Origin of the sequence: Neptuniibacter sp. SY11_33 (assembly GCF_047778025.1) — a bacterium.
Lineage (GTDB): Bacteria > Pseudomonadota > Gammaproteobacteria > Pseudomonadales > Balneatricaceae > Neptuniibacter.
In genome coordinates, this window is record NZ_CP180543.1 from 2193164 (window position 1) to 2218960 (window position 25797).

Annotated in this window: 26 protein-coding genes; 11 read left to right on the plus strand and 15 right to left on the minus strand. The window is 43.4% G+C overall.

Going from position 1 to position 25797, the window contains the following annotated elements:
- Positions 1–20: 20 nt before the first annotated feature.
- The gene (locus tag ACMXYV_RS10415; RefSeq protein ID WP_415888431.1) at positions 21–890 is read right to left on the minus strand and encodes an alpha/beta fold hydrolase; all 870 of its coding nucleotides are present in this window, start codon (positions 888–890) and stop codon (positions 21–23) included.
- A gap of 237 nt (positions 891–1127) precedes the next feature.
- On the opposite strand from ACMXYV_RS10415, the gene pabB reads away from it, so the two are divergent.
- The 3 genes from pabB to ACMXYV_RS10430 all read left to right on the plus strand — a co-directional run bounded on the left by pabB (position 1128) and on the right by ACMXYV_RS10430 (position 3912).
- Positions 1128–2459 (plus strand): aminodeoxychorismate synthase component I, encoded by a 1332-nt coding sequence (gene pabB, locus ACMXYV_RS10420; protein ID WP_415888432.1) that lies wholly within the window; start codon positions 1128–1130, stop codon positions 2457–2459.
- Between the two features lie 13 nt (positions 2460–2472).
- Positions 2473–2934 carry a cyclic nucleotide-binding domain-containing protein gene (locus tag ACMXYV_RS10425; RefSeq protein ID WP_415888433.1) on the plus strand — a complete coding sequence of 154 codons (462 nt, stop codon included), beginning with the start codon at positions 2473–2475 and terminating at the stop codon, positions 2932–2934.
- A gap of 69 nt (positions 2935–3003) precedes the next feature.
- Positions 3004–3912 carry a TIGR02285 family protein gene (locus ACMXYV_RS10430; protein WP_415888434.1) on the plus strand — a complete coding sequence of 303 codons (909 nt, stop codon included), beginning with the start codon at positions 3004–3006 and terminating at the stop codon, positions 3910–3912.
- Here the strand turns inward: ACMXYV_RS10430 and ACMXYV_RS10435 are convergent.
- From ACMXYV_RS10435 to panD, 3 genes are all read right to left on the minus strand, one after another.
- A complete protein-coding gene (locus ACMXYV_RS10435; RefSeq protein ID WP_415888435.1) occupies positions 3884–5065 on the minus strand; it encodes an HD domain-containing phosphohydrolase in 1182 nt (393 codons plus the stop codon). The two genes, ACMXYV_RS10430 and ACMXYV_RS10435, sit on opposite strands and share 29 nt — an antisense overlap.
- A 154-nt stretch (positions 5066–5219) precedes the next feature.
- Positions 5220–5837 (minus strand): bifunctional phosphoserine phosphatase/homoserine phosphotransferase ThrH, encoded by a 618-nt coding sequence (thrH, locus tag ACMXYV_RS10440; protein ID WP_415887833.1) that lies wholly within the window; start codon positions 5835–5837, stop codon positions 5220–5222.
- A 227-nt stretch (positions 5838–6064) separates the two neighbouring features.
- Positions 6065–6499, minus strand: a complete 435-nt coding sequence (gene panD / locus ACMXYV_RS10445) for an aspartate 1-decarboxylase (RefSeq protein ID WP_415881534.1) — start codon at positions 6497–6499, stop codon at positions 6065–6067.
- Between the two features lie 563 nt (positions 6500–7062).
- On the opposite strand from panD, the gene metH reads away from it, so the two are divergent.
- A complete protein-coding gene (gene metH, locus ACMXYV_RS10450) occupies positions 7063–10713 on the plus strand; it encodes a methionine synthase (protein ID WP_415891437.1) in 3651 nt (1216 codons plus the stop codon).
- Positions 10714–10866: 153 nt separating this feature from the next.
- Here metH and ACMXYV_RS10455 read toward each other — a convergent pair whose 3' ends face one another.
- The 4 genes from ACMXYV_RS10455 to ACMXYV_RS10470 all read right to left on the minus strand — a co-directional run bounded on the left by ACMXYV_RS10455 (position 10867) and on the right by ACMXYV_RS10470 (position 13226).
- Positions 10867–11715, minus strand: coding sequence for a DUF3037 domain-containing protein (locus ACMXYV_RS10455; protein WP_415888436.1), 849 nt, complete (start codon positions 11713–11715; stop codon positions 10867–10869).
- The gene (locus tag ACMXYV_RS10460) at positions 11712–12446 is read right to left on the minus strand and encodes a HipA family kinase (RefSeq protein WP_415888437.1); all 735 of its coding nucleotides are present in this window, start codon (positions 12444–12446) and stop codon (positions 11712–11714) included. Before ACMXYV_RS10460 ends, ACMXYV_RS10455 begins: the two co-directional genes overlap by 4 nt.
- A gap of 258 nt (positions 12447–12704) precedes the next feature.
- Positions 12705–12998: a type II toxin-antitoxin system RelE/ParE family toxin gene (locus ACMXYV_RS10465; protein ID WP_415888438.1), complete on the minus strand. Its 294-nt coding sequence runs from the start codon at positions 12996–12998 to the stop codon at positions 12705–12707.
- A 9-nt stretch (positions 12999–13007) separates the two neighbouring features.
- Entirely contained in the window at positions 13008–13226 is a 219-nt protein-coding gene (locus ACMXYV_RS10470; RefSeq protein ID WP_415888439.1) for an addiction module protein, read from the minus strand.
- Between the two features lie 376 nt (positions 13227–13602).
- Between ACMXYV_RS10470 and ACMXYV_RS10475 the strand changes: the two genes are divergently transcribed.
- From ACMXYV_RS10475 to ACMXYV_RS10490, 4 genes are all read left to right on the plus strand, one after another.
- Positions 13603–15174 (plus strand): inorganic phosphate transporter, encoded by a 1572-nt coding sequence (locus ACMXYV_RS10475; RefSeq protein WP_415888440.1) that lies wholly within the window; start codon positions 13603–13605, stop codon positions 15172–15174.
- 93 nt (positions 15175–15267) lie between these two features.
- Positions 15268–17070, plus strand: coding sequence for a Na/Pi cotransporter family protein (locus ACMXYV_RS10480; RefSeq protein ID WP_415888441.1), 1803 nt, complete (start codon positions 15268–15270; stop codon positions 17068–17070).
- 32 nt (positions 17071–17102) lie between these two features.
- Positions 17103–17345 carry a hypothetical protein gene (locus tag ACMXYV_RS10485; RefSeq protein WP_415888442.1) on the plus strand — a complete coding sequence of 81 codons (243 nt, stop codon included), beginning with the start codon at positions 17103–17105 and terminating at the stop codon, positions 17343–17345.
- A gap of 223 nt (positions 17346–17568) precedes the next feature.
- Entirely contained in the window at positions 17569–18438 is an 870-nt protein-coding gene (locus ACMXYV_RS10490; RefSeq protein ID WP_415888443.1) for an MYG1 family protein, read from the plus strand.
- 43 nt (positions 18439–18481) lie between these two features.
- Here ACMXYV_RS10490 and ACMXYV_RS10495 read toward each other — a convergent pair whose 3' ends face one another.
- Together ACMXYV_RS10495 and ACMXYV_RS10500 are read right to left on the minus strand one after the other, a co-directional pair.
- Complete coding sequence (locus ACMXYV_RS10495) at positions 18482–18808, minus strand: hypothetical protein (RefSeq protein WP_415888444.1); 327 nt, start codon at positions 18806–18808, stop codon at positions 18482–18484.
- Between the two features lie 10 nt (positions 18809–18818).
- Positions 18819–19253, minus strand: coding sequence for a hypothetical protein (locus ACMXYV_RS10500; protein WP_415888445.1), 435 nt, complete (start codon positions 19251–19253; stop codon positions 18819–18821).
- Positions 19254–19679: 426 nt separating this feature from the next.
- Between ACMXYV_RS10500 and ACMXYV_RS10505 the strand changes: the two genes are divergently transcribed.
- The gene (locus ACMXYV_RS10505) at positions 19680–20081 is read left to right on the plus strand and encodes a sirohydrochlorin chelatase (RefSeq protein WP_415888446.1); all 402 of its coding nucleotides are present in this window, start codon (positions 19680–19682) and stop codon (positions 20079–20081) included.
- Positions 20082–20149: 68 nt separating this feature from the next.
- Here the strand turns inward: ACMXYV_RS10505 and ACMXYV_RS10510 are convergent, their stop codons facing one another.
- Together ACMXYV_RS10510 and ACMXYV_RS10515 are read right to left on the minus strand one after the other, a co-directional pair.
- Positions 20150–20365: a DUF6500 family protein gene (locus ACMXYV_RS10510; protein ID WP_415888447.1), complete on the minus strand. Its 216-nt coding sequence runs from the start codon at positions 20363–20365 to the stop codon at positions 20150–20152.
- Between the two features lie 63 nt (positions 20366–20428).
- On the minus strand, positions 20429–21304 hold the full coding sequence (locus ACMXYV_RS10515) for a LysR family transcriptional regulator (protein WP_415888448.1): 876 nt from the start codon (positions 21302–21304) through the stop codon (positions 20429–20431).
- 94 nt (positions 21305–21398) lie between these two features.
- Here ACMXYV_RS10515 and ACMXYV_RS10520 point away from each other — a divergent pair, with 94 nt between their 5' ends.
- A complete protein-coding gene (locus ACMXYV_RS10520; RefSeq protein WP_415888449.1) occupies positions 21399–21899 on the plus strand; it encodes a lactoylglutathione lyase family protein in 501 nt (166 codons plus the stop codon).
- 329 nt (positions 21900–22228) lie between these two features.
- On the opposite strand, the gene ACMXYV_RS10525 is transcribed toward ACMXYV_RS10520, so the two are convergent.
- Together ACMXYV_RS10525 and ACMXYV_RS10530 are read right to left on the minus strand one after the other, a co-directional pair.
- A complete protein-coding gene (locus ACMXYV_RS10525; RefSeq protein ID WP_415888450.1) occupies positions 22229–22993 on the minus strand; it encodes a substrate-binding periplasmic protein in 765 nt (254 codons plus the stop codon).
- A gap of 107 nt (positions 22994–23100) precedes the next feature.
- Positions 23101–23790 carry a pseudouridine synthase gene (locus ACMXYV_RS10530; RefSeq protein WP_415888451.1) on the minus strand — a complete coding sequence of 230 codons (690 nt, stop codon included), beginning with the start codon at positions 23788–23790 and terminating at the stop codon, positions 23101–23103.
- Positions 23791–24072: 282 nt separating this feature from the next.
- Between ACMXYV_RS10530 and ACMXYV_RS10535 the strand changes: the two genes are divergently transcribed.
- Positions 24073–24633 carry a hypothetical protein gene (locus ACMXYV_RS10535; RefSeq protein WP_415888452.1) on the plus strand — a complete coding sequence of 187 codons (561 nt, stop codon included), beginning with the start codon at positions 24073–24075 and terminating at the stop codon, positions 24631–24633.
- A 116-nt stretch (positions 24634–24749) separates the two neighbouring features.
- On the opposite strand, the gene ACMXYV_RS10540 is transcribed toward ACMXYV_RS10535, so the two are convergent.
- Complete coding sequence (locus ACMXYV_RS10540; protein ID WP_415888453.1) at positions 24750–25682, minus strand: exopolyphosphatase; 933 nt, start codon at positions 25680–25682, stop codon at positions 24750–24752.
- Positions 25683–25797 lie beyond the last annotated feature (115 nt).

Here is a 25797-nt window from a genome sequence, read left to right on the forward strand (position 1 = left end):
TTTACCTTATCACTTCGTAATTATTTGTTAGTTATATATCGCTGTAACTCATCATTCATCACTCGCGCAATCTGACGCGGCTTTTGAAACGGTAACGAGTGATCGGTTCCAGCCATCAAAAAGTAGTGCCAATTGGGCAGACGCTCCGCCAGCTCTCGCTGATACTGGTGCATAAGGTCCACACTGTTACCGCCTATAAAGCTGGTTACATCACCTTGAGCCGCCACTAATTCTTCTCTATCTATCTGCTTGACTGCCTGTGTTACACAGTCCAAAGCATTCGCAAAACCTTCCGGTCGCGCCCCTAATCTGCTGACAGTTAACTTTTCTACTTGCGGTGAAACCTTACGATTAGGCGAAATCGCATCTAAAAAGTTAACAATACCCTTCTCTACCTGCACAGAACCTCTTAAGTTCAATGCCGCTTCCGAGAATTGGTTACGAAGCTCTATGGTGGTTTCCCAGCAAGGACGATCCAGCACCGCCGATTCCAATAGATACTGTTTACCAACACGATCAGAATGCTGTTGTTTAAACAACAGCGAGATTAAACCACCGAGGGAATAACCCGCTAAATCAAACTGCCACCAGCCTAAGTGATCAACCAAGGCATTTAGGTCCGCAACCAGCTCCTGCGCTGCAAAGGAGTGTTCTTTACGATCTGGAAAATAGGTATCACCCATGCCTCTTTGGTCAGGCACCAACACCTCAGACCATTGAGTTAAAAATGCAGTGATATGCTCCCAAGTATCAACCCCAGCAACACCTGCACCATGCAGTAAGACCAGCCTTCTGGAAGGCTTAATATCAGGATTTCGATAGATTCGATAAACAACATGCTGATCAGGCAAAGTAAGGCTTTGCTTATCAACACTAAAAGGATGCTTCATGTAGCAACAATACTCTTAATGCTTTAATAGATTTAATCTCATTCTAGCTGAACAGAGTAACCAAACCAGCATTTTGTCGACAATCTTTGGTATGAACGAAAAACAAACAACGATTTTTAAAGGTTTTCAGTTGTTTTCACTTATTTCGTTGCGACAAAGCCTTTCACATAGACAGTTCCAATGGGGTTACATACAATTCACACACTTCATTCAATAACTAAGAATTAAGCCAGTTCATTGATCACCCAACGTTCTGTTCCGTATTTAGCTAACAGTGAAATTTACTTTGAGCGCCTTCGCCCTCTAGGTAATGCTGTATTTCTTGATAGTGGTCGCCCTAACTGTCCATGGGGACGGTTCGACATCATCGCGGCTGCACCGGTTGAAACCTTGAGCATGAATGCAGATCAACCTGCATTTGATGCACTGCAAGATCTGTACAACCGCTATCAAAACCCGCAGGCGGAACAAGCAGACCTGCCCTTCCAAGGCGGTATCATCGGCCACTTTGCTTATGATCTGGGTCGATCCGTTGAAGATATGCCAGTGAAGGCAGAAGATTTTGCCTCTCTACCCGACATGCAAGTGGGCATGTATCTATGGGGCTTAGTGGTTGATCACCATAAAGAACAAGCTTTCCTCGTTGCCGATCATCGCGTCTCAAAAGAGCAACTCGATCAGATCGAACAGCAACTGATTCAAGCAACACACACCTCAAACTCTGATTTCCAGCTGGATAAAACCTTTAGTGCGAATATTACTGAGTCTGAATATCAGCAGAAGCTTGAGCAGATAGATAATTACATCCATGCTGGCGACTGTTACCAGGTTAACTTTGCTCAACGCTTTGATAGCAGCTATCGAGGCGACAGCTGGGAAGCTTATAAAAAGCTAAGAACCCATGCGCCAACACCCTATTCTGCTTATATCGATTTGGGTGAGCAGCAAATCTTATCTCTATCACCTGAACAGTTCTTAGAAACGAAAGATGGCATTGTCACGACCAAGCCGATTAAAGGCACTCGACCACGCTCGTCTAATGCAATGGAAGATCAACGCCTGAAACAGGAGCTAAGCGATTCACTTAAAGATCGTGCAGAGAACCTGATGATCGTCGATCTTATGCGCAATGACCTTAGTAAGGTCTGTCAGCATAATTCTGTACAAGCACCAAAACTGTTCAACATTGAGAGTTATGCCAATGTGCATCATAAAGTGAGCACTGTAACTGGTAACTTGAGTTCCAATTACTCGCCGATTGCACTGCTAAAACACTGCTTCCCTGGCGGCTCTATTACGGGCGCACCAAAAATTAGGGCCATGGAGATTATCGAAGAGCTAGAACCTCATCGTCGCTCCATCTACTGCGGTTCTATCGGTTATATCAGCCTATGTGGCCGTATGGACACCAGTATTACCATTCGTACCCTGCTTTGCGAGAATAATCAGATTTTCTGCTGGGCGGGTGGCGGGATTGTCGCTGATTCGGTTTCTTCAATGGAATATCAAGAAACCTTCGACAAGGTTAATAACTTGCTCCAATGCTTGGAAGCGACTATTCCTAATTAGAAGGAGTAAATGCATGGCTAAAAATAAGACGCTCAACAAAGAAAGTGCCCTAGCCATTCTAGATAAAGTGGCTTTGTTCGATGATATGAACCGCAAGGATAAAGAGCTGCTTGCACAGTTCCACTGGTATTTTGTCGCTTATAACACCGGCGACTACCTCACCGATGAAGATTCTTTAGATAAACGCTTTTTTGTTCTACTTAGCGGCGGTGTAAATGTTCTAAAAGGAACGTCACAGCAACTTCTTACTCAGCTGTCTCCGGGCGAGATTATTGGTGAGATATCCTTCCTAACAAATGAACCGCGTACCGCCAGTGTTATTGCTAATACAGAAAGCACAGCACTCGTAATCGACCAAGAACTGTTAGACGAGCTCCCTATAGAGACCAGAGAGAAACTTAAGGACCAACTGATCCTTAAAATGGCTTTACGCTTAAACCGAATGAACAACCGATTTGCACTGAGCCACGCTTAATCTCATATAAACCAACAGATCCAATCTGATTGCCTATACTTGAACTGTCGTGTTCCAAAAGGAATTACTATGCAGTGCAAAAGGCTACTCTCAAACACCCTCTTAATACTCATTCTGGCAAGCCCTCAAGCTGCTGTAGCCGACCAACACCCAACGAAAATATCTCCGGCTAAAAAGCCTGTCATTGTCTGGGCTAGAACTGATTTTGCACCCGTATTTATTCTAAAAGGCAAATACAGAAACCAGGGTATAGGTGATGAAGCCATAAAACTGTTTAAGAGAAAACTAAAGCACTATAACCACATCAGCGCGGATTTAAGCCTAAAACGCGCACTTCAGTTAGCTAAAGAGGGCCAGATGATTTGCCACGTATCTTTAGTTAATTCTAAAGAGCGAAATAAGTTTATGGATTTTAGTCAGCCACTAATGCGCCTGTACGCAAATGGTTTAGTTACAACTAAGGGCAGCTTGCATAAATTCGGCGTTAGCGCCGACAAAATAGATCCAGTTAACTTGAAATCTCTAACCAAAAAACAAGTCTCCATCAGCATCCATGATGCAAGAGCCTACTCTGCCTATATCGATGACGTCATCAAAAAAGATAAAAACAAACCCAATAGTATTTTTAAAGTAAAAACGGGCCAGAAGGATCAGGAGCGACTGATTCAGATGGTGGAAAACCATCGCTTAGATGCCATGATCGGCCGACCTGAAGAAGCCCAATTCAGCAAGTTACAGCACAACATTAAAGAAGATCTTTATTTTGTTCCCTTAGAGGGACAGCCAATTACCAGCATGGGTCATGTAGGCTGCGCAAAAGGCGATTGGAACAAAGCGCTTATTAGCGCACTCAACCAGATGATCGAGAAAGATGAAGAACTCAAATCAACCATCTATGAGTCCTATCAAAAATGGCTACCCTCACAACTTAGGACGACACGAGAAGCCTTTAACTACCCGATGGTTCCTCAGCCGTAATTAAGTCATTTTCAGACACGAGATCACTCATAGAATGCAGCATCATATCTGCATTAGATGGAAAGACATCTTCTAGTTTGAAAGAGATCCTCTCAAACATATCCTGTAAGTCAATAAAGGCATCAACTACAGCCGGGTCAAAATGCTTACCACGACCCGACAAGATCACATTGGTCACGCGCTGATGATCCACCGCACTTTTGTAAGGGCGACGTGAAATCATCGCATCATAAACATCAGCTACCGCCATCAAACGTGCAATTAAAGGAATCTCTTCCTCTTTTAAGCCTTGCGGGTAACCTTTGCCGTCCCATCTCTCATGGTGACTAAGTGTCACTTGCTGCGCGAGCTCTAAAAACTTAACCGCTTTATTACTGGAGGCATTATCTAACAGCTGCTGTGCCGAAGTAACGGCCTGATAACCCAATACCGTATGCGTCTTCATCACACGGTATTCTTCTTCGGTTAACTCAGCGGGTTTTTGCAGAATATGATCCGGAATGCCCACTTTGCCGATATCGTGCAGCGCCGAAGTTTTGTAGTACAACTCTATCGTCTCTGCATCAAGCTCATCATGGTAAGCAGGATTCTTATAAAGATGCTCAGCCAATGCTTTGACATAATGCTGAGTTCTAAGAATATGATTCCCCGTGGAATGGTCACGAATTCGGGCGATCGTCGCCAAACACAAAATCGCTGCATCTTGTACGGCCAACAGTTCGGTTACATCAACCAGATCACTCTCAGATTCTTTACTTACTGCCGCACCTGTCACAGAACGGGTAGTAAAGTTCTGCTTGAGCTTGGCCAAGCTGATATAAGTTTTGCACTTGGCATTTACAACCGATGGGAAGAACGGTGGTCTTAAATAATCAGAGCAGCCTACTTCAATCGCAAATTCACGGTAATCTTCCTCAGCATTATTCCAAACCAAAATTACTGGAACGTGCAAATGCTCATACTGCTGGATTGCCGTAACTAGCTCAGACTCTTCATATTGACCGACAAGATCATGATCAAGCAAAACCAAATCACTATCGACGCAGACATCCCTTATGCATGAAGAAATTTCCAGTTGATAGTCATCAGCCAAAATACCAACCAATTGGTCGGATAATAAAGAATTAGAACTGATGATCTTTGCCAGTGGCATAGGGCCAATACCTTAACTAATGGGAAGAATGAAAGCGGCGCTTATACGACGAAGCGTAATATATTAACAAAAACTAATAAGGAAGGCTTGGGTAGAATACCTAATCTACCACTCAAATTAAGGTTTTTTGAGTGGTAGGTTAAGTAGAAAAGAATTACAGGCTTAGATCGCGGTTGCTCGCCTTGATAAATTCTTTCTTCAGATCTTCGTACGTGTGAACGGCTGGGAACTGAGGGAACTCAGCAATCACATTATCCGGCGCGTGGAACAAGATACCCGCCTCTGCTTGCTTAAGCATAGTTGTGTCGTTGTAAGAATCACCCGCAGAGATTACACGGTAGTTCAACAACTGGAATGCACGAACAGACTGACGCTTAGGATCTTTCTGACGCAATGTGTAGTCAGTGATACGGCCATCTTCGTCTACTTCAAGCTTGTGGCAAAGAAGTGTTGGGAAGCCTAGCTGACGCATTAGCGGCTGAGAGAATTCATAGAATGTGTCAGATAGGATCACAACTTGAAAACGCTCACGTAACCAGTTAACAAACTCAACAGCGCCTTCAAGCGGCTCAAGTTTGCTGATTGTTTCCTGAATCTGCGGAAGTTTTAGACCGTGCTCATCAAGAATGCGAAGACGCTGCTGCATTAGCTCGTCGTAACAAGGAATATCACGAGTCGTCGCTTTTAATTCTTCAATACCAGTTTCTTCAGCAAAAGCGATCCAGATTTCTGGGATCAATACCCCTTCAAGGTCAAGACATGCGAGTTCCACGTGTAACTCCTAAATAGTATTTTGGTGTGCTTATTATGGTTGCCTAAGCAATATTCTGGGCGCCAATTTACCCGCAATAGCCCTACCATGCAAGGCGCTATTAGGCCTAAAAACTCATACCCAAGTGGGATTCACTTCAAACACACAGGCAAAAGAAAACCCGCACTAGGCGGGTTCTCTAAACAAAAAAGCCACTCAATGGTGAGTGGCTTTTTTAAAAATCTTGATCAGATATCTTTCGGCTGAACAGGAATTGCGCGTTTCATACCTGTTAGCACGTTGCGCTGATGAAGCTCTTCATCAGTTGCGCCTACGCCGCCATCTGACTTCGCATTTTCAAAGTAGCAAAGTGTTGGCTGGTGTTCGTCAACCTCTTTGTCGTCCAATTGAACGTAAGAAGCGATGATAAGTAGATCACCTTTACTTGCTTTATGCGCTGCCGCACCATTAACAGAGATAATACCGCTGTTTTCTTCTGCACGGATTGCATAAGTAGTAAAGCGTTCGCCATTGTTGATATTGTAAATATGAATTAGTTCATATTCACGAATGCCTGACTTATCAAGCAACACACCATCGATCGCACATGAACCTTCGTAGTGAAGCTCAGCGTGAGTTACTGTTACACGGTGTAGCTTGCACTTTAAGAATGTCTGCAGCATAGACTAAATCCTGCGTTTGCTCATCTTTACCAGGGTTACCCTGGTTGCCCCCTTTCGCTACTCATCTCAGCTTTTGGCCGAAAAATATGAGTAACACATCAACGCTGTACCTGTTTCTACCCTTGTTAACGGTATGACAGGAAAGCTCGTCCACAAAAAACCGCATTTTAACCAGTATTTTGCGCTGCACATAATACGAAAAACGTCTAAAGGACTGACATTTTTGCCCTTCGAGATATATTCGCACTGCACAAAGGGCGGCATTCTACCACCATCTGGGAAAATATTAAGGGAAAATTGAGCATTCTTTAGCACAAACAGATTTAATACCCGCCCCTCATATAGGATCTGATACTAAAGATATAGCTAAATTAGTGCTATTTATTAGCTTTGCTAAGCTCAAATTGAGCGTTGTTCATCAATAGATTAACTTTCCTCACTCCCTTTCTTAACTAATTGATTTACAATAGCGCCCTTATTCTAGTAGTCGCTGATTTAGGTATTTAACTGTGACAGATAAAACTTTGATTGAAACGCTTTCAGAGAGCCTTAAAAAACGCATTATGATTCTAGATGGTGGTATGGGCACCATGATTCAGGATTACAAGCTTGAAGAAGCGGATTACCGCGGCGAGCGTTTCGCAGACTGGCACATCGAGGTTAAAGGTAATAACGACCTTTTGGTACTCACTAAGCCAGATATCATCAAAGCAATTCACAAAGAATACCTATTGGCCGGTGCTGATATCATCGAGACCAATACATTCAACGCGACCCAGATCGCTATGGCTGATTACGAGATGGAAGCATTCAGCCGTGAGATCAACGTCGAAGCCGCGCGCTTAGCCCGCGAAGCCTGTGACGAAATCACAGCCGAAACACCTGAGCGCCCACGCTATGTTGCGGGTGTGCTTGGCCCAACAAACCGTACCTGTTCTATCTCTCCAGATGTAAACGACCCGGCGTACCGTAACGTTTCCTTTAATGAGCTAGTTGAAGCGTACACAGAATCTATCGACGGTTTGATTGAGGGTGGTTCCGACATCATCCTGATCGAAACTATCTTCGATACACTCAATGCGAAAGCTGCAATCTACGCAGTAGAAACTTACTTCGAAGAAAACGATATCCGTTTGCCAGTGATGATCTCTGGTACGATCACTGATGCATCCGGTCGTACCCTATCAGGTCAAACAACCGAAGCATTTTGGAACTCAGTACGTCACGCCAAACCAATTTCCGTTGGTTTAAACTGTGCACTTGGTCCAAAAGAACTGCGCCAGTATGTAGAAGAACTGTCTCGCATCTCCGAAACCTTTGTTTCTGCTCACCCTAACGCAGGTCTGCCAAATGCCTTTGGTGGTTACGACGAAACACCAGAACAGATGGCCGAAGAGATCGGCGAATGGGCGCAGTCTGGCTTCCTAAATATTATCGGTGGTTGCTGTGGTACGACCCCAGCACACATCAAAACCATTCGTGAAGCTGCCGAAAAAGCAGCTCCACGCCAGTTGCCAGAACTACCAGTAGAGTGTCGCCTGTCAGGTCTTGAGCCAATGAACATTGGCGAAGATACTTTATTTGTTAACGTTGGTGAGCGTACCAACGTTACTGGTTCTGCTATGTTCAAGCGTTTGATCAAAGAGCAGGACTACGAAACTGCACTAGATGTTGCGCGCCAACAGGTTGAAAACGGTGCCCAGATCATCGATATCAACATGGACGAAGGCATGCTGGATGCTCACGCAGCGATGGTTAAGTTCCTTAACCTGATCGCATCTGAGCCAGATATCGCTTGCGTACCGATCATGATCGACTCCTCTAAGTGGGACGTTATCGAAGCCGGACTTCAGTGCATCCAAGGTAAAGGTGTTGTTAACTCGATCAGCCTTAAAGAAGGCGAAGAGAACTTTATCGAGCAAGCGAAAAAGCTTCGCCGCTACGGTGCCGCTGTAGTGGTTATGGCCTTTGACGAAACAGGTCAGGCCGATACTTACGAGCGTAAGATCGAGATCTGTGAGCGCTCTTACCGTGTATTGGTCGATACCGTAGGCTATCCACCAGAAGATATCATCTTCGATCCAAACATCTTTGCCGTAGCAACCGGTATCGAAGAGCACAACAACTACGCAGTCGACTTTATTCAAGCAACAGGCTGGATTAAAAAGAACTTACCTTACGCGAAAATCTCCGGTGGTGTATCTAACGTATCCTTCTCCTTCCGTGGTAATAACCCAGTACGTGAAGCGATCCACTGTGTGTTCCTTTACCATGCGATTCAACAAGGCATGGATATGGGTATCGTTAACGCCGGACAATTGGCAATCTACGATGATTTGCCAGAAGAGCTTCGTTTAGCCGTTGAAGACGTTATCCAGAACACCCGTGAAGACGGCACTGAGCGCCTACTGGATATTGCGGAAAAATACCGCGGTGACGGTGCTCAACAAGAAGATACCAAGGCACAGGAATGGCGTAGCTGGGACGTTAATAAACGTCTAGAACACGCTCTAGTAAAAGGTATCACCGAATTTATCGAAGACGACACAGAAGAAGCCCGTCAAAGCCACGATCGCCCTCTTCACGTAATCGAAGGTCCATTAATGGATGGCATGAGCGTGGTTGGTGACCTATTTGGTGCCGGTAAGATGTTCCTGCCGCAGGTAGTAAAATCTGCACGTGTAATGAAAAAAGCTGTTGCTTACCTAATGCCATTTATCGAAGAAGAGAAAGATGGTGCAAGTACTTCTAACGGTAAGATCGTACTGGCAACAGTAAAAGGTGACGTACACGATATTGGTAAAAACATCGTGGGCGTAGTACTGCAATGTAACAACTACGAGATCATCGACCTTGGCGTAATGGTACCAGCAGAAACAATTCTGCGGACCGCGCGTGAAGAAAACGCTGATCTAATCGGCCTATCCGGTTTGATCACACCATCCCTAGACGAGATGGTTCACGTAGCCAAAGAGATGGAACGTCAGGAATTTAATATTCCTCTACTGATCGGTGGCGCAACTACATCTAAAGCCCACACCTCGGTTAAGATCGATCCGGTATTCCACCGCGATCAAGTGGTACACGTAACTAACGCATCCCGTGCAGTAAACGTTGCCTCTAACCTATTAGGCAAGAAGAAAGCAGGTTACGTAAAAGAAATTCAGGAAGAATATCAAGCAGTGCGTGATCGCCATGCTGCCCGTATGAATGACAAACGTCGTGTCACACTTGAAGCAGCACGTGAAAACAAATACCAAATCGAGTGGGATGACTACACTCCACCAGCACCGCTAAAACCAGGCATTCACGTCTTTGATGATATCGCCTTAAGCGATCTTCAAGAGTACTTCGACTGGACGCCGTTCTTCCACTCGTGGGAGCTAGCGGGTCGTTACCCTCGCATCCTAAATGACGAAATCATCGGTGAAGAAGCGACTCGCCTATTTGCAGATGCTCAAGCGATGCTAAAAGATCTGGTTGATCAAAAACTACTAACCGCTAAAGCGGTTGTTGGTATCTTCCCAGCGAACAGCGTTAACCACGACGATATCGAGCTGTACACAGATGAAAGCCGCAACGAAGTACTGATGCAGCTACATCACCTACGTCAGCAAACTGAAAAAGTCGCTGGCAAAGCTAATATGTGTCTAACCGACTTCGTAGCACCAAAAGAATCTGGCAAACAAGACTACCTAGGTGCCTTTGCGGTAACTACAGGTCACGGCTGTGACGAACTGGTAGAGCAATACGAAGCGGACCACGATGACTACAACTCCATCATGGTCAAAGCTTTGGCAGATCGTTTTGCCGAAGCCCTAGCTGAGATGATGCACGATAAAGTGCGTAAAGAGATCTGGGGTTATGCATCTGACGAGCAGCTATCTAACGAAGATCTGATCGCCGAGAAATACAAAGGCATCCGCCCTGCGCCAGGTTATCCTGCGTGCCCAGAGCACACAGAGAAAGGCCCACTTTGGGAACTGCTAGATGTTGAGAAGAACACTGGCATGACCATCACTGACTCTTACGCAATGCTGCCAACCGCAGCAGTAAGCGGCTTCTACTTCAGCCACCCTGAATCACAATACTTCGGTGTTGCGAAAATCAGCGAAGACCAAGTAGAAAGCTATGCGAAGCGTAAAGGTATGGAGATGAAAGAAGCAGAGCGTTGGTTGGCACCTAACTTGGGTTATGAGCCTGAGGAGGGTTAACGCCTTCGGCTTAGGACGGCTTCGCCTAGAGGACGCCTACGGCTAGAGATCGCTTCGCTTTTAGAACGCCACTTCGTGGCTGCTAGAAAAAGCAAAAAACCGAACCTTTTGGGTTCGGTTTTTTATGTAAACCTTAAAATATTTTCAAATTATTTAGGCTTTTCCCTCAGCCTGCATCCGAAGGAAACCATCAACTGCAGATTTATCATCCGCATGGACTGCCTTGACACCTATTTTACAAAGCTCTTTCCGTATTTGACCAAGGTAACCTTTGACGAGGTCGTTATCTGTCTGATTTTTTAAAATAGGATCAGCCATACTAATCAAAAGCTTCTCAGGCGCTATTACATTTGCCCCAACCAAACTTCGTAACTTAGCGAACCACTGATCTGCATTTTCCACCACCCCTTTCTTAGCTGCTTGGTCAAACGCAAGAGGTTTTATTGCTGCCAAAGGCCTATCTGCTGCGCCACGAACGAAAGGGAAATTTGCCTCATGTAAACCATCTGTCAAATTTTGTTTTTTGAAAACCTTCTGAAGGTCAAATTGCTGCAAACTAACCCGAAGCCGTTTCACCATTTCTTGCTCTCGGTGGCTCCTATTAATAAACCTCCGACCAACATGAAATCCATACAGATCTTCTAAAGCTTGATCCATATTCTCGGTAAGAAGAACACCAGTGTCAGAGAAACGGAGAATCGACCCCTTTTCTCTTAGTAAATCTTCAAAAAGCTGTTTAACTAGCCCTTCATGCGTATCTATTGATACTAGATTTTTAAATCTATTAAGTTCCTTGCTTAGATGTTCGATGGTAGTGCGATACACAGCAGGATCCATCCCCTCAAAAAAGCTGGTAACACGACCAAATCTCTTAGGAGCAAGTTGAAAAATAAATTCACGTGAAGCAGGACATAGAAGGGCCACACCAACGTTGGCAAACTCTCCTGTTTCTGCAAATGGCGCAAACCTAATAACTTTGTACTGGCATGCAAACTTCTTCATGTCAGCCACCCCCAATAGCTCTCATCTTTATACTTGTTAAGTATACCTTTTATTTCTGATAGATATGCACCCGAGCAAGAAAGAGACTCTAACCATTCATCTGGAATCTGACTAACTATGTCATCAAAATCATCCATTACTGACTCAAACCTCTCACAGTAATCAGCTTGTTCAGGTAGCTGTATCGGATGAGTCTCTAAGACTTTAGAAAACACATGAAAATTTCTCAGATCTTTTTGATTGAATTCGGTATCAAATGCCAAATTATGATCTATTACTTTAAGCTCTGCTTTTGGCATGGTGATTAATAAATTAGGATTCCCTCCCGAAGCAGTTAACATCCTGTCATTATTTAGAATCCAAGCATCAAAGACTAAAATATCCCTTTTTAAGTCAGGTGGGTAATTTTCAATATCTGATATTGTTATTTTCTCACAAGGAGCAACTGATTTAGACCCAAATAAAAATTCAAATCCCAAGTCATGTACCCATTCTTCGCTTACTATCCCTTTCAAACACGAGTCCAACCTTAGCAAACAAAATTCAGGTACTGGTAAGCCAAATTTTTTTGCTAAACACGCACAAACCCACTCATTGATAAGCCCTTTAGGCTGCGTATTGGAACCTTTCGCATAATAAAAAGATCTATTTACAGTACAAATAAATGGCATGAGAAATCCCTTCTCAAACTCACAGCGTGCATCAATTGAATAAATATCAAGAACAGACAATCAGTTACTCCTTACATTACTTCCCCAAATGCATTCATAACCTCCCAAAGATAGTACACATTATTTCGAGAGGTTACAGCGAAATAAACTTCAGTAATTTAAGGGGTCAGAGCCTTTTATTGGACTTCTAACTTACAGCGAACCCTTAACACTAACCACTATCAGTAGTTGTAGCTACGATCACCGGGACATCTGATTAATGATTAAAGGGGTAAAGCCCTTTTGAGCGTCCTAATCTAAATCTAAATCCTAGCTTACTCACCCCCACTCCTCCCAATACCCCGGCTTTTGCCGATTATGCATAACAGCCAACACCAAAATGACTTCTGTAGATGAGGTATAGATAACGGAAAAAGGGAATTTTCTTAGAAGGAACCGACGTGTTCTTGCACTAAAAGCAGGCCACTTATTTGGTTGTTCTCGGATAAGCCTAAATGAATATTCAAGCTCGATAAGAAAGTCATCGCCTAACCCTTGGGCTTGCTCTTCATACCATTGGTATGCAGTTCTGACTTCTTGGCTCACATCCGGGTGAAATTTGATCTCTGGCATCCTAGCCCTTTACTTTACCTGCAGTTTTATCTCTTCCCAAGATATCGCTTTAGCTTCGCCAGATAACAATGCATCATGACGCTTTTCAGCTAATTCTTTCCAAGCTTGCTCAACATCTTCATCCTGTGCTGAATCCAGTGATTCAATCAGACGATGAGCCAAAAGCGCCTTCTCCTTTGGGGACAAGGAGTCTATTTCATCAATAACTCTTTCGAATGCAGCTGACATAGAGCCTCCGATTAATTTCTGCTCTCAGTCTAGCATTTGAGGAGATTCAAATCACATAGCAAAGTATGCCTAACAAGACGCCTGCGGCTAGAGAACGCCACTTCGTGGCTGTTAGCTGTTAGCTGTTAGTGGCTAGTGGCTAGGAAAAACCATTGCTCCGTTCTCCCCCTTTAAAAATCTCGCTCCTTATTACCAAAAAAATCACCTTCTCGAATTTATCTATTTAAAACCTGTTTTATTGATCTGCTCAATGGTTTTAAACCATGCAGAAAGTTAGATTTGTTAATCATATATTTCTATTTCGTGACGAACGGAACACTTCGGAACTAACTGAAAACTCGTCCATTTATGCATGAACCTGAGGAGTAAAACGGAAGTGGATATCAACCAACTCGACAAACTAGAGCAAGCTACACTCTTCGGCAGACCCGAAATCGTCAGGCTGGGCTACGCAATCCTCTTTATTGTAGGGGTCATTATGTACAGTTACTCAACGGTGGGTAACGTTCCAAACGGAATAATGCTTGTTGCTGCGGCCATGATCGGTGGTTATATGGCGATGAACATCGGTGCTAATGATGTGGCAAATAACGTAGGTCCTGCGGTTGGTTCCAAAGCATTATCATTGACCGGCGCTATTATCATTGCTGCAGTTTTCGAAGCTGCTGGGGCATTACTGGCCGGCGGTGATGTAGTGAGCACCATCAAAAAAGGGATCATCAATCCTGAAATAATTCAGGATGCGGATACATTTATCTGGCTAATGATGGCTGCCCTACTCTCTGCTGCTATATGGCTTAATATCGCCACGTCATTAGGTGCACCTGTTTCGACTACCCACTCCATTGTGGGTGGTGTATTAGGTGCCGGTATGGCTGCAGGGGGCGTAGCTGTCGCCAACTGGGACAAAATGGGCATGATTGCTGCCAGTTGGGTTATCTCCCCTGTAATGGGTGGAGTGATTGCGGCATCCTTCTTAATGCTGATCAAAAAGAATATTACATATCAGACCGACATGATCACCGCAGCCAAAAAATGGGTGCCTATTTTAGTTACTGTCATGGCTTGGGCATTCTCTACTTACTTGGCTCTGAAAGGTCTGAAGAAAATCTGGAAACTAGACTTTGCTATTGCCGCAATCATTGGAGCTTTAGCGGCTGCCGTTGTCTATGTGGTTGTAAAACCCATGATTAGATCTGCTGCCGATAAACTTGAGAACACTAAGGATTCCGTTAACTCTTTATTCACAATTCCATTGATCTTTGCCGCGGCACTGTTGAGCTTTGCTCACGGTGCAAATGACGTTGCCAATGCGGTTGGTCCGCTTGCAGCCATAAATGATGCCATTATGAGTGGCGAAGTGTCGGCCAAAGCCAGCATTCCAATATGGGTAATGATGATTGGTGCCCTTGGTATCGCGCTCGGCTTAGCCTTATACGGTCCAAAACTGATCAAAACAGTGGGTTCTGAAATTACAGAGCTCAACCAGATGCGTGCTTTTTCTATTGCCATGGCGGCAGCGATTACCGTCATCATAGCTTCTCAGCTTGGCCTGCCAGTATCTTCAACTCATATTGCCGTTGGTGGAGTTTTCGGGGTTGGTTTCTTGCGTGAGTATTTAAAAGCCAATTATGCGAAAAAAATCGCAGAAATACACGCTCACCACCCGGAAGAAGATGAAGATAAAGTCCAGCAGTTCATCGAGACATTCGAGAATGCAACAATCGAAGAAAAAGGCGTGCTGCTTAAACAGCTTAAAGAGCACAAAGCTTCCGCTGAACTAAACAAAAAAGAGCGTAAAAGTCTGAAAAAAATCTACCGTACAGAATTGGTTAAACGTTCGGCATTGTTAAAAATCGCTGCGGCCTGGGTCATCACTGTCCCTGCGGCAGGCATCATGGCCGCCATTCTTTTCTTCACATTACGAGGAATGATGCTAGAAATATAGATATGGCCTATTTTTCAATAAGTTAAATTCTGAATGTAATTCTACCTTTTAGGCTGGTTATATTATAAAAATCTACAGGGGCAGCTCTCGTAAATGTTCAGGAAGATAATTTTATTCACCATGCTTGCGATTTTAGCTTGGGGTTTCTGGATCAGTCCAAACTTCAAGGAAATCGCTGCCGGCGTTGCTATTTTCCTTTTCGGGATGCTTGCCCTTGAAGAAGGCTTTAAATCCTTCACTGGCGGAGTGTTAGAGCAAATACTGCGTAAAACGACCGATGGCCCATGGAAATCACTGACATTTGGTGTGGTCAGCACCTCTGTTATGCAATCCAGCTCATTGGTTTCGGTTATTACTATCTCATTCTTGAGTGCCGGACTTATTGGCTTAGCCGCCGGAATCGGAATAATTTTTGGTGCTAACCTTGGCACTACCACCGGCGCTTGGTTAATTGCTGGCTTGGGCATGAAGGTAAAGATTTCTGCCTACGCTATGCCAATGCTGGTATTCGGAATTATTCTGATTTTCCAGAAATCGAGAACGATGAACGGCATCGGCTATATTCTTGCGGGGCTCGGTTTCCTATTCCTCGGCATTCACCATATGAAGGAAGGTTTTGAGGCCTTTCGCGATACTATTGACCTGACAGCTTTTGCAGTTTCGGGCTATGCCGGGATTATGCTTTTCACCCTTATTGGTGTTGCCGCGACTGTGATTATGCAGTCCAGTCATGCAACCTTGGTCATCATAATTACCGCTCTGGCGGCACAGCAGATCACTTATGAAAACGCTTTGGCCTTGGCAATTGGTGCCAATATAGGTACGACTATTACGGCCATTATTGGCTCGTTGAGTGCCAATGTGCAGGGTAAACGCCTTGCTGTAGCCCACTTAATTTTTAACATGGTCACCGCGTTCATCGCCATTGTGTTTATCTACCAAATTGCCGATTTGGTAGATAGCTTTAGTGCTTGGGTTGGAATTTCCGCGGGCGACTACACCTTGAAGTTGGCCGTATTTCACACGATTTTCAATACGATCGGCATTATTGCGATGATGCCTTTCATCGAGAAACTGGCCAACTCTTTGACTCAAGCTATGCCTGAAACGGTGCAGCCCAGAGAAAAACCTATCTATCTCAATGAGGCAGCTGAAGAACTGCCTGACACAGCAATTGAGGCTGTCCGTAAAGAGACGTTGAGATTGTATGACAATGCATTCGCCATCCTCGCCCACGGCCTGAGTTTACATCGAGAGGATATTTTGTCGGATAAAAATCTAGAAGATGTCGTCAGACAAGACAATAAAGTGATGCCAATCGATTTTGACGACGAGTATGAAAAGAGTATCAAAGGCCTCTACAGTGACATTGTAAAGTTCATTAGTAGCGCACAATCGAATATGACCCCGGAACAAAGTGATGAATTGTTCAGGCTACGTGCCGCAGGGCGCGATATTGTGGAAGCAATTAAAGATACCAAGCACATGAACAAAAACCTTTCACAGTACATTCTCTCCCCAAATTGTCATATCCGAGCAGAATACAACAAGTTCCGTATTCAACTGGGTAACCTGATGCGTGAACTGGATAATATCCGCAATGATGATGAAGATGCTTCAAACATTCTTTCTCTAGATAATCTAAAACTTGATATGAAAGCAAATGACGTGACAGTCAATGGTGAGATGGAAAGACTGATACGCGACAAAAAAATCACTGCGATAATGGCAACCTCAATGATGAATGACGCTAACTACGCTTATGGTGTTGCCAAAAACCTGATCCAGATGGGTGAGTCCCTATTCGCTAGCGGAAATTTGGATATGAATGAGGCAGTGCGCAGCGTGGCACTTAGCGATGATGAAGTTGCCGAAATTTTAGAAGATAACAAATAACATCTCAGCATGGATTGATTGGAGTTAAGATTGTGAAACTGCTTAAGCTTTTAGAAATCACCCAAGAATATCTCAACGATGAGAAGCTGAAAAAGGGTGAACGAAAGAGATGCCTTAAAGACATCCAGCAAAAGTTAAAAAAGAAAAAGAAACAACTAAAAGAAAAAATTGCTGATGAACAAGATGAAACAGAAAGAAACCTCCTGAGTAAGAAACTCGATATAGTCACGGCTCAACGCAAAAAAGTCATTGCAGCGCTTAAGGAGCTAGATTAAGGCATTAAAGGAGTATGCCTGTCTCAAGAATTCAGTTAAACACTGACCACTATCAGTAGTTATAGCTTCGGTCACTAGATACAGAAGCCCCCTATTCTTCTCTGTTACCTTCGTATAGTATCCTCCACGTCAATTAGACGATGACAGTCACGTCTCAATAGCGAGCCTAACCACTAGGGTTTGGTTAGCGGCCTTCCTTCCACACTTAAATGACGCAATAGAAATGCCTGATATCACGATAGTAACGCACAGCGGTAATTTTCATGCAGATGATGTTTTTAGTATCGCTGCGCTTAGAGCCGTTTTTCCTTCTTTTAAGCTGATTCGTACCCGTGATGAAGAGCTTATCCGTCAAGCTGATATTGTGGTTGATGTTGGTGGTGAGTATGAGCCAGACACAGGTCGGTTTGATCACCACCAACGCGGTGGTGCGGGTGCGCGTGAGAACGGTATTCCCTACTCCTCATTTGGATTGATTTGGCAGAAATATGGTGTTGATATTTGCCAAGGCAATGCTGAAGTGGCTAATGCGGTTGATGCTGATTTGGTTTCTGCCATTGATGCGATCGATTGTGGTTATGGTGATGGCGTTGCTAAAGGGGTGAGCCTGAGCCAAACGATCTCTATGTTTAACCCAACTTGGCAGGAAGATACTCATTTCGATGAAAGCTTTGATGAAGCGGTTGATTTTGCGTCTCGGGTTTTAAACCGCTTTATTGCATCGGCTGACGGTGGTATCAGCGCCAAAGATATCGTTGCGAAAGCCATAGAGAATGCCGAAGACCCGCGCGTAATTGTGTTAGAGCAATACACACCTTGGAAAAGAACTGTACACGCCCTCTCGAATGAGGCTTTGTATATCGTCTATCCATCCGATACAGGTCAATGGCGTATTCAGGCAATACCCGTAAAACCAGGCTCTTTTGAGGATAAAAAATCACTGCCTAAATCATGGGCTGGCTTATCCGGTAAAGCACTGCAAGATGAGACGGGTATCAGCGATGCAATGTTTTGCCATAACGGCTTATTTATCGCAGGCTGCGAGTCCTTTGATAGCACCATGAAAATGGCAGAGTTAGCACTTTCTGAATAGATAATCTAAGGGGCTAGATTAAGCCCCTTACTCTATTTCTGTTTTATATTATTGCGTCTAATGCCTTATTTAAGACAAGGTCAATCAAACCGGTTGTAATCTTTTCTAATCTCGCTCTTGTCGCAATTTCCTGACTATTTAGAAACTGCCTAATGACACGTCGACGTGTATTTAACAAAGCTTCTAATTCATCTGAGTCAATTTCGCCTTCGAGCTTAAAGACCAACCATTTTTCAATCTTTTCGCCCGTTTCTTTAACGACTGATTCTGTCTCGGATTTTGCCTCTTTAATCAAATCCAACAAACTGCTCTTGATAAACTCTTTAGCTTCATCACCCGTTGCGTCAATTAAATCTCTTAACTGTGCCATTATAATCTCCCTATTCTGGCGCCTTAACTCGGTCTAGTTCACCAGCTATGGCATATCCATAATTTTGTTCAATTTGTGGGCGCGTTTCGTCTACATAGACTTTGCTAAATAACTTTTTCCTTTTGAGGGAAAGCTTACAATTATCACTAAATTCCTCCCAAAGAATCTTTACCGCAGTTTGCCCCGTTTTATCTTTCGAATCTTTAGACTTAGCAAACTCAAATGCTTCTCTAAAGCTCAGATCTATTTTTTCGCAGTATTGCGTCACTTCACTTTCTTTCCAACTCTTATCGGACCCAATTGTCCAACTATCAAAGAGCTTAATATGTGCAGCCTTTAGCTTAGTGAAGTTTTCATGACGCGTAGCGTCATAATGAGAAGTAAACATCGCGCACCCACTAACCAATAGGGTCAGTAGCAGCGGTACAACTATCCATCGTTTCATAAGTATCTCCCTGAAAGATTAAAAAAGGGAAATCCCCTTTTTAACCCTCTACATTGCATTAGCCTTAAATAGACTTAACCATTTCTTAAATATTTAAAGTCATCTCAAAATGATCAAGCTGTTAAGTTTAGATCTATCACTCGTCGGCTTCCATTAAGAGATAAAACCACCTCGTTCTGATCCAATCAAACTAAACCCACGTAAAGAAGTGCTTAACCAGTCAATAGAAGCCGGTGATGCATGAAAACCACTCCTGATTCATCAAGTACAAACAAGCCCTCAGCCAACAACAGACTTCCATGCAGAGGCTGTAGAAAAACATGTAAGCATTATCACACTTGTGAGGGGAAGCCTTGGAGGCTGAATAAAGCTCAATTCTGAAGTTAGTTTAGTTGTACATATAACCCGACATTGACAGGAAATATGATGAAGTCACTCGTCATTGTGGCCCACGGTAGTAGACGCGAACGTTCTAACAACGAAGTACTTGAGTTAACGGCCTCACTCCAGAACAAAATTGAAAATGAATACCCGATTATAGAGACCGCATTTCTAGAATTAGCGCGCCCTTCGATCGAGGAAGCAATAGAAAAGTGTATCCAACAAGGATCGACTGACATAAAAATACTGCCCTACTTTTTATCAGCCGGTATACACGTTCATGAAGATATCCCTCAAGAAGCCGAGAGAGCATCTATGAGGAATAGAAATATCTATGTAGAGGTGCTTCCACATCTCGGGAGTTCTCTGATGATGCTTGGGTTACTAGAGCAGGTACTTGTTACACATGACAAACCGAACATTCGAAACAGCGCCATTGCTAGTTAGAATTTCCCTTTACGAAGAATCAACAAAAGCGAAGATCGAATTCTATCGTGAGCCTATTAGGACAATTTCTAGATAGACCTAACCATTTCCCTAATCTTCACTGCCTTCTCAAAGTGATCGAGCTGGTGAGTTTTGATCCACCACTCGGCAGCTTCCATTAATAGCTCTGGATCATCATTTTTGTTTTTGAAGAATGCGTAGAATGAGATACCTACATTGACTCCCTTACTCGCAATCTTCTTATCACAGACTTCGATGATCTTCTTTCTTAAACTTTCTCTCATTATTCTTCTTTACTCACCGTCAAATATTTTGGTTCTTCTACCAATCAACGTGCCAAAATCCGCTTAGCCTTCAAAGTGCTTTTTCAGAACACCTTCAAGCAATTCATAACGTTTAGGAAGTGGGCGATATTTTTTCTGTACTCGATAAACAGGCTCTTTCACGACTTCAGCTAAGTCTGCAATTTCGATGGTTTCATCATAGACAGATCCCACAATCGAGGATTCTGGCAGGACAGTAAAACCCATGCCTTCAGCCACTGGCAGTAGGATCTGGCTTAGCTGGTTGATATAACCCGACTGTTTTATCTCCCCCATACCTCTGAAATGTTCGGCAAAATTATTCTCCAATACCTGCACAGCGTAATGGTGGCCGTCTGGGTGATTGATATAGCCTAACGCCATTAATCCGCTCCAAGCAGCATCACAGCCTTTAGGTGTAACAAGGCACAATGGATCGTACCCAAGAAGATCCTGCTGTAGCTCAACATCATTGATCAGTTGTGTAACCAAACCCAGATCGACTCTGCTGTCTTTTATCTGTTTAATAATTTCATGATTGGGTGCCGCTTCCATACTGACGCATAACTCTGGGTAACGCTTCTGTACTTGCAGTAGATCAGGGTATAGCTTGGTCACCATAGATCCTGAACAGGCGAGTTTAATTTCACCCTTTTCTGCTTGAACGTCAGTTAATCTATCTAAAAGAGCGGATTCTTCCTGAAACTGTTTTAGCGCAAACTCATACAACTCTTCACCCGCTTCGGTTAGTTCGAAGCTTTTGCCAAAGCGACTGATGATCTGGCAGTTCAGATTAGCCTCTAGTTTCTTAATATGCTGGCTAACCCCCGGTTGGGTCATATGTAATAACTCAGCCGTTTTCGTGAAATGCAGCGTTTCAACAAGGGTAATAAAAGTTCGGAGATGATGGGGATTTATCATAACAATAAATTATTATTTTGATTCCAAATGATAATTTTTAATAAGCATAGCCTCTTTATACACTGCTTCCAATAAATCTTGTTGGAGTATAACGATGAATCAACCTTACCCACGTACTTTCTCTCATATTGGTATCTCTGTACCTGACCTTGAAGCCGCAGTGAAATTCTATACAGAGGTTCTAGGTTGGTATCTGATTATGGAACCGACTGAGATAACTGAAGATGACAGCGCCATAGGCGAGATGTGTACCGACGTGTTTGGCCCTAATTGGGGCTCTTTTAGAATCGCACACCTATCAACAGGCGATCGCATTGGTGTTGAGCTGTTCCAGTTCAAAAATCAGGAGAATCCTGAGAATAACTTTGAATATTGGAAAACAGGCATCTTCCACTTCTGCGTTCAGGACCCGGATGTCGAAGGCCTAGCAGAAAAGATTGTCGCAGCCGGCGGTAAAAAACGTATGGCTAAACCACGCTATTACTACCCAGGTGAAAAGCCTTATCGCATGATTTATATGGAAGATCCGTTTGGCAATATTCTCGAGATCTACAGCCACAGTTATGAACTTCATTATGCAGCAGGCGCTTATTGAGAGCCTTCGATGAAAAGCGTCACTTATTGAATGCGGCTTCTTAGAACTTAGGCGTTAGGTATCTGAAGAGTACGAAAAACTTATTGGGCTTTGGTTTGTTATGGATTCCAGCCTTCGCTGGAAAGACGAACTATATAGTTCTCCCAATACCTAACGCTTGAGACCTAGTCTGTACAGTCATTCCAGCCTGTTTTGGGATTCAGATTGTACCGTCTTCCCAAACTTGTTTTGGGATCCATAAAGGTTCTACCAGTGAACTCTTCGAATTAATCCCGGTTACAAATTTAAAACCGCAGTTTGGCAGTTAGCAGTGCTTTGAATAATGAAAATTATTCCGAGGATAAGGGTTTAAGCTCAGGCAACTCCAAAATCCCATGACGTTCATATAGCGCCTTTGCGGAGGCGCTTTTGATAACGTCTCCTGCGACTTTGTTTAGAGTATTTGTTAGCTCCTCACTGTTGAAAGCATTGTGGGAGATAACAATATGAACGTCTGTATGTTGATAGGAGTATGGGAATACGGAGAATTGTTCGAAATCGAGTGAAGGCGTTTCCGCAATCACCGCCATACCGTTACGGTATTCTGCCAAGATTAAATCCACCCTGCCTTTTGCCAGCATTTTGAACATGTTTTCAAAGGAGTTTACGACCGTAAGTTTCGGGTGCTTCTGAATAAACTCATCCTTCTGATAACCTGAGCCGTCCAAAATACCTAGATAGTAGTTGTTTAAGTCTGCTAGTTTTTCAATTTCAGGGGTAAACCCTTTGCGATGGAAAACTACGGTTTGCTCGATCAGAAGCGGCGGCTCGACATAGTGCATTCGTGATTTGCGCTCTTCTGTTTTGAACATACAAAGCGAGCCATCTAGGTCGCCAGTATCAACTCCCTTAACTACCCTTTTCCAAGGCATGATAACAACATCAAGATGTTGGTTAGAGGCCGTTACAATCAGATCACTCAGTTCTGCCAAAAAACCATTCCCTGGCAGTTCGTCAGATATATAGGGTGGCCACTGAACACAACCAAGTCGTAAAGTACGCTCTAAGGATTCAGCTAAAACGCTACCAGAACCCATTAGTGAAATAAGTAACATGAGAACTTTACAAGATAATTTAGTCATAACTTAAATATATATACGATTAGCAAGTCAGATAAAAATTTCACAAATTTTCTTACCATACATAGCCCAAAGCCAATCTTTCACCGCTTTAATGCATTAACTTCATCGGAGGTCAGATAGCGCCATTTACCTTCATCAACGTTTAATTGGATCGAGCCAATTTTTTCACGATGCAAAGCCACTACTCTATTTCCAACTGCAGCAAACATTCGTTTTACCTGATGAAAACGTCCTTCGGTTATCGTTAAAAGGACTTGCTTACTATGGATAATCTGTATTTTAGCAGGATGAGTCGGTTCCTCTTCACCTTGAAGCAAAACCCCTTTAGTTAAAACTGTACGGGCCTCTTCAGTTAATGGAGCACGCAAACTAACTCTGTATACCTTCTCACATAAGTACTGAGGGTGGGTTACATGATAAGACCACCTGCCATCATCCGTAATTAGAACCAACCCAGTAGTATCTGCATCTAATCGCCCAGCGATATGCAGCTCAGATAAATTTTCGATATCCAGATAATTAAAAAGGGATGGGTAAGCTTCATCGATATTTGAACAGATCGTATCCGCCGGTTTATTCATTAATATGTAACGAGGTTTACGGGGTCGCAATTTTTCGCCATCAAGGATGATTGTGTTGTTTTCATGTACCTGTTGCACAGGATTATTTACTGGGTTGCCATTAACAAAGACATGCCCATCTTGAATAACCTTCGTTACCTGATCTTTGTTTAAATGAGTACTTCTACAAACGAATCGGTCTAACCGCATAAAAATCACAAATTAACGTAAAAATTGAGCTTATTATCCGCCCACCCTTTCTAATTAGAAAGCCCTTTAAAAACCAACCTAGACTACCGTAGCGAGTAGATTGCTGATTAATTAATCGTATTAAGCCGGAATGCTATGAGTATGCAGTATTACAGCCAATAGTAGCGTATGATCTCCCCATTAAATGTACTGCCCTTGATAGCTATCCAGACGGTTCGCTTAGCCACCTTTTCTGAGGCCATCTCTGAGCCCTATATAACCCATTTTTTATGTGGAGTAGCTATGCCAAATTGTAATTTTTATGCAGTAGATGAAGACTTCAAAATGATTTTAGATCTCATTTTTAATGAACTGAAATGCAATGTTTATCAGAAGTATTCCGAGCCTGACGCAGAATTAGTGCAGTTTCACAGCAGTGAAGAGGTGATTGAATATTACCAACTCAACACGTTTTCTACACAGCTGAGTAAATCTGCCCACCTAATGCTATGGCCTACAGACGCCTCTGAGAATTTTGTTATCAGTAAACAAGTAATGAACTCTAAAAAGTTTAAAGGAGCTACACGCCATCGTGCCGAAGGCTGGGGGTTAATTCAGTTAGAACTGCAAAGCAATAGCGTTAAAGGCCTAAAGCCTAGTCAAACAAACAACAGTTCTGAAAAACGCGCAAAAGCTTGGGAATCAAAAAGCCAAGAAGAGCTTGGTCTTGTTTCAGAATGGAAATGGGATGTCGTTGTGCGTACAGCAAAGAAATTAAACGATTACATTCGAAATAAATCGAATAAGAAAATCGGTGCTACTGCGGTAATGCCAAACGCTGAAAAGCTCGCGTTAGCGGAATAGCTTTGAGCTATTGGCCGTTTTGTTCAGCGAAAAGCAAAACTGCAATAAGATTATCAAGACATTAAAAAGCCGAACCTAGAAACGTTCGGCTTTTTAAACCTAATCCACTTTATTTTTTAGCCATCAGACGTAATCTGACCGATCAACTTATCTAAGGTGGATACAGCCGCATCATTTTCAACCTGACAGGTTCCGGCTGCGTGATGGCCACCACCGCCATATTTAAGCATCAGCTCGCCTACATTGGTTTTAGAACCACGATCAAAGATCGACTTACCAGTAGCAAATACTGTGTTCTGTTGTTTGAGACCCCAGAGGACGTGGATCGAGATATTACATTCGGGGAATAGCGCGTAAATGACAAAACGGTTGCCAGCGTAGATAGTCTCTTCGTTACGCAGATCTAGAACAACGAGGTTGCCGTGCACGGTAGCGCAACGTTTGATCTGGTCTTTAAATTTCGCTTCTTGCTCAAAGTAAAGATCGACCCTTTCTTTCACATCCGGCAGTGCTAGGATCTCATCGATATTGTGATCTTTGCAGTAATCGATCAAGTCCATCATCAGATTGTAGTTGGATATTCTAAACTCGCGGAAACGGCCAAGACCTGTACGGGCATCCATCAAGAAATTTAGCAGTTCCCACCCCTTAGGGTTTAGCACTTCTTCTTGGTTATATTGTGCAGAATCACCTTTATCAACCGCTTCCATCATGTCGGTCCATTCATCAGGAAAACCATCAATGCCGCCGTAATGTAGCCATACAACCCTAGCTGCAGATGGTGCTTCGGGATCGATAATATGATTCTCTCTTTCGCCTTTATTTCGAATGGTTTCAGAAAGGTGGTGATCGAACACGAGATGGGCAGCTTCGACATACGGCAGGTTCGTTGTGATGTCGTTGGAGGTTATATCGATTGTGCCATCCTGCATATCTTTGGGGTGCACAAATTTAATATCATCAATCAGATCCAGATGTTTAAGCAAAACTGCACAAACTAAACCATCAAAGTCACTACGGGTTACCAACCGAAATTTATCTCGTGACATACTTCGCATCCTTATTCTTGTTGTTGCCGGAGAGTGTTATGCACTGAAATCTATAAGCTTTTACCAAGCTGCTAGAGCAGTATAGACAAGAATTTTAGATTTGGAGTTTTAGAAA

Excerpts from the sequence above, each read along its gene's own strand:
- ACMXYV_RS10415 (WP_415888431.1), bottom strand. The coding sequence starts at position 890 with ATGAAGCATCCTTTTAGTGTTGATAAGCAAAGCCTTACTTTGCCTGAT.
- ACMXYV_RS10425 (WP_415888433.1), top strand. The coding sequence starts at position 2,473 with ATGGCTAAAAATAAGACGCTCAACAAAGAAAGTGCCCTAGCCATTCTA.
- ACMXYV_RS10430 (WP_415888434.1), top strand. The coding sequence starts at position 3,004 with ATGCAGTGCAAAAGGCTACTCTCAAACACCCTCTTAATACTCATTCTG.
- ACMXYV_RS10435 (WP_415888435.1), bottom strand. The coding sequence starts at position 5,065 with ATGCCACTGGCAAAGATCATCAGTTCTAATTCTTTATTATCCGACCAA.
- panD (WP_415881534.1), bottom strand. The coding sequence starts at position 6,499 with ATGCTGCAGACATTCTTAAAGTGCAAGCTACACCGTGTAACAGTAACT.
- metH (WP_415891437.1), top strand. The coding sequence starts at position 7,063 with ATGATTCTAGATGGTGGTATGGGCACCATGATTCAGGATTACAAGCTT.
- ACMXYV_RS10455 (WP_415888436.1), bottom strand. The coding sequence starts at position 11,715 with ATGAAGAAGTTTGCATGCCAGTACAAAGTTATTAGGTTTGCGCCATTT.
- ACMXYV_RS10465 (WP_415888438.1), bottom strand. The coding sequence starts at position 12,998 with ATGCCAGAGATCAAATTTCACCCGGATGTGAGCCAAGAAGTCAGAACT.
- ACMXYV_RS10470 (WP_415888439.1), bottom strand. The coding sequence starts at position 13,226 with ATGTCAGCTGCATTCGAAAGAGTTATTGATGAAATAGACTCCTTGTCC.
- ACMXYV_RS10480 (WP_415888441.1), top strand. The coding sequence starts at position 15,268 with ATGTTCAGGAAGATAATTTTATTCACCATGCTTGCGATTTTAGCTTGG.
- ACMXYV_RS10490 (WP_415888443.1), top strand. The coding sequence starts at position 17,569 with ATGCCTGATATCACGATAGTAACGCACAGCGGTAATTTTCATGCAGAT.
- ACMXYV_RS10495 (WP_415888444.1), bottom strand. The coding sequence starts at position 18,808 with ATGGCACAGTTAAGAGATTTAATTGACGCAACGGGTGATGAAGCTAAA.
- ACMXYV_RS10500 (WP_415888445.1), bottom strand. The coding sequence starts at position 19,253 with ATGAAACGATGGATAGTTGTACCGCTGCTACTGACCCTATTGGTTAGT.
- ACMXYV_RS10505 (WP_415888446.1), top strand. The coding sequence starts at position 19,680 with ATGAAGTCACTCGTCATTGTGGCCCACGGTAGTAGACGCGAACGTTCT.
- ACMXYV_RS10510 (WP_415888447.1), bottom strand. The coding sequence starts at position 20,365 with ATGAGAGAAAGTTTAAGAAAGAAGATCATCGAAGTCTGTGATAAGAAG.
- ACMXYV_RS10515 (WP_415888448.1), bottom strand. The coding sequence starts at position 21,304 with ATGATAAATCCCCATCATCTCCGAACTTTTATTACCCTTGTTGAAACG.
- ACMXYV_RS10520 (WP_415888449.1), top strand. The coding sequence starts at position 21,399 with ATGAATCAACCTTACCCACGTACTTTCTCTCATATTGGTATCTCTGTA.
- ACMXYV_RS10525 (WP_415888450.1), bottom strand. The coding sequence starts at position 22,993 with ATGTTACTTATTTCACTAATGGGTTCTGGTAGCGTTTTAGCTGAATCC.
- ACMXYV_RS10530 (WP_415888451.1), bottom strand. The coding sequence starts at position 23,790 with ATGCGGTTAGACCGATTCGTTTGTAGAAGTACTCATTTAAACAAAGAT.
- ACMXYV_RS10535 (WP_415888452.1), top strand. The coding sequence starts at position 24,073 with ATGCCAAATTGTAATTTTTATGCAGTAGATGAAGACTTCAAAATGATT.
- ACMXYV_RS10540 (WP_415888453.1), bottom strand. The coding sequence starts at position 25,682 with ATGTCACGAGATAAATTTCGGTTGGTAACCCGTAGTGACTTTGATGGT.